2 protein-coding genes are annotated in these 2,461 nt (G+C 74.7%); both read left to right on the plus strand.

From position 1 onward, the window contains the following. Positions 1–1,047, plus strand: a 1,047-nt coding sequence (locus NS331_RS25185) for an MnmC family protein (protein ID WP_153013069.1), incomplete at its 5' end; no start/stop codon positions are given. Between the two features lie 41 nt (positions 1,048–1,088). Further along, positions 1,089–2,102 carry a transglutaminase family protein gene (locus NS331_RS26490; protein ID WP_058644618.1) on the plus strand — a complete coding sequence of 338 codons (1,014 nt, stop codon included), beginning with the start codon at positions 1,089–1,091 and terminating at the stop codon, positions 2,100–2,102. Positions 2,103–2,461 lie beyond the last annotated feature (359 nt).

Here is a 2,461-nt window from a genome sequence, read left to right on the forward strand (position 1 = left end):
AGGCCGAAGGGCAGGGCGGACGCGCCGGCCACCGGCGGCGCCTCCGCCCTGCCCTTCGGCCTCATGGCGCCGCACGTGTCGCCGGACGATGCGCTGCTCTCGCGCCTGACGCGCGCCGGCATCCGCGCGACCTGGGCGCAGCTGCAGTCGCCGGCCCTGCGCGAAGGCACCGACTGGCGGGCTACCGGCGCCGTCGAACGGCGGGCCGCCGAGCTGCTGCGCCTGCCCCCCGGCTGGCACGCCGAGGACGACGGCGGCGACAACGAAAGCCGCCTGGCCTCGGCCGAGGACCTGGCCCGCGCCGGCTTGCCCGCCGGCACGCCCGCGCTGTGGCATGGCCGCGCCGGCTGGGTGCGGCCCCATCGGCTGGTGGCCACCTGGCTGTCGCATCCGGCGATCGCCTTTCGCGGCGGCACGGCCGTCGACCGCATCGTCCAGGCGGCCGACGGGCGCTGGCAACTGCTGGATGCCGACGCCACGCTGCTGGCCCGGGCGGACCGCGTGGTGCTCGCCGCCGGCCCGGCCACGGGCCGGCTCGCGCCGCTGCTCCCGCTGCAGCCGGTGCGCGGCCAGATCGTGTGGGGCGACATGGCCCACGACGGCAACGGCGCCACCCCGGTCAATGGCGACGGCCACCTGATCGGCGGCGTGCCCGCCCCAGGGGCCGATGGCCTTCGGCAGTGGATGACCGGCTCCACCTACGCCCCCGGCGAGACCGACACCACGCTGCGCCCGGCCGACCGCGTCCACAACCTCGCCCGGCTGGCCAGCCTGCATCCGCCGCTGGCCGCGCGGCTGCGCGCCGATGGCGCCGGCCTGCGCGACTGGGCGGGCGTGCGCTGCGCCTCGGCCGACCGCCGGCCGCTGGTCGGGCCGGTGGATCCCGCCGCGCCGGCCGGCATCTGGGCCTGCACCGCCCTGGGCTCGCGCGGCCTCAGCTTTGCCGCCCTGTGTGCCGAACTCCTGGCCGCCCGCTGGCACGGCGAGCCGCTGCCCGTGCCCGCCGCCCAGGCCCGCGCGCTGGACACGCGGCGGCTCTGGCGTTGAACGCAACGCCGCGCCACGACAGCCCCCTACCATCGCGCCCCATGGCCACCTTCGACATCCTGCACACGACCACCTACCGCTACCACGCGCCGGTGAGCTTCGGCCAGCACCGCGTGATGTTCCGCCCGCGCGACAGCCACGACCTGCGCGTGCTGGCCACCGACCTGCGGGTGAGCCCCGAGGCCCACGTGCGGCTGATCCAGGACCCGCATTCCAACTCCGTCGCGCTGGTGCAGCCCAGGGCGCCGGCCGCCGAGTTGACCATCGCCTGCGCCTTCACCATCGAGCACGTGCCGGGGCCGGCCGACGAGCTGCAGCTCGATCCCTCCGCCGAATTCCTGCCCTTCGCCTATTCGGTGCAGGAGCGGCTGGACCTGGAGCATTACCTGCGACCGCACCACGACGACCCGGACGGCACGCTGATCCGCTGGGCGCACCAGTTCCTGCACACCGACGCACCCAACAGCACCCGCGACACGCTCACGCGCATGAACGCGCACATCAACCAGAGCCTGACCTACCAGGGCCGCGAGGAGGAAGGCACGCAGACCCCGCTGGAGACGCTGGCCATCGGCGGCGGCAGCTGCCGCGACTACGCGCTGCTCATGATGGAGGCCGCGCGCCGGCTGGGCATCGCCACCCGCTTCGTCTCCGGCTACCTTTACGACCCGATGCTCGACGTGGACCCGGCCGACGTCGACGCCGCCGTGGACGGCGATCCGGGCGAGGCGCCGGACCCCGATGACGCACCCGCCACGTTGCCCGAGCCCGATGTCCCGGCGGGGGCCGAGGCCGCGGCGCCGGACGAGGCGGCGCCCGCCGAGCGCACGGTCGGCGCCGGCAGCACCCATGCCTGGCTCCAGGCCTACCTGCCCGGCGCGGGCTGGGTCGCCTTCGACCCGACCAACAACCTCATGGGCAGCGGGCGGCTGATCCGCGTGGGCGTGGCGCGCGACCCGGCGCAGGCGCCGCCCATCGTCGGCAGCTGGTTCGGCGACGCCGGCGCCTATGCGGGCATGGACGTGGTCGTGAAGGTCACCCGGCGGCGCGACTGACGCCCTTTAGCCCGGGTGCACCGCAGTGCGGGTTTTCACGCCGCCGAACCGTGAAAACTTCCGCGGATGTAGGCCCCGTCCCCGACTTGACAGACGCACGGGCAAATCCCTAGGGCTCCAGAGAGGCGCCGCGAATAGGCTGGCGCGCCGCTTCGAGGGCGGCACAGTCCGGACAACATGGAGACACCAATGGATGCTTTGCAGAACCAGCCGCTGCGCCTGATCGCGGCCGCGGCCCTGGCCGTTCTTGCCCTGAGCGCGTGCGGCGGCGGCAGCGGATCGAACGTCGCCTTCACGCCCATCGCGGCGCCCGCCCCCAGTCCCTTATACCCATCTGCACCTGCCGACGAAGAGGCAAG

The organism is Pseudacidovorax intermedius, from assembly GCF_001476815.1.
Lineage (GTDB): Bacteria > Pseudomonadota > Gammaproteobacteria > Burkholderiales > Burkholderiaceae_C > Xenophilus > Xenophilus intermedius_A.